We start from the raw sequence: 394 nt of genomic DNA on the forward strand, positions 1-394 counted from the left end.
CAAGGGGGGAAGGAAGAATCACCGCCTCACCACCACATGCGGTGCAAACGTCTTCACCGCGTCCAACAAGTCCTGTCCCCGCACGTCGAGCGAGGAGATTTCCATATGCACAATGTTCCGGCCGAAAGGCATCAGGCCGAAGGCGTTGGCGGAGGAATAGCGGATTTCGTCGGGCGGCTCGCCGGTGAGCTCGAAATTGAGCATCGCCGCGCCCTTGCCGCCGGCGGCAAGCCGCACGCTCCGCACCTTGCTCCACGGCACCAGCACGTCGCCGGCGCGAGCATCGCGGAAACCACGCTGATCCAAGACGACCTTGACCGAAGTGTCGAAAGCGCCGCGCGCGATAAAGGCGCCGAGCCCGAGACAAGCGGCGGCGAGCAGCGCGATCCACAGC

The 394-nt window shown here is 65.0% G+C and carries 1 protein-coding gene; it reads right to left on the reverse strand.

Annotation, left to right across the window (positions count from 1 at the left end; translation table 11 throughout):
* Positions 1–18 precede the first annotated feature (18 nt).
* On the reverse strand, positions 19–394 hold a 376-nt coding region (locus EOA27_RS41405; protein WP_189562467.1), incomplete at its 5' end, for a hypothetical protein.

The organism is Mesorhizobium sp. M2A.F.Ca.ET.037.01.1.1 (assembly GCF_003998075.1).
GTDB lineage: Bacteria > Pseudomonadota > Alphaproteobacteria > Rhizobiales > Rhizobiaceae > Mesorhizobium.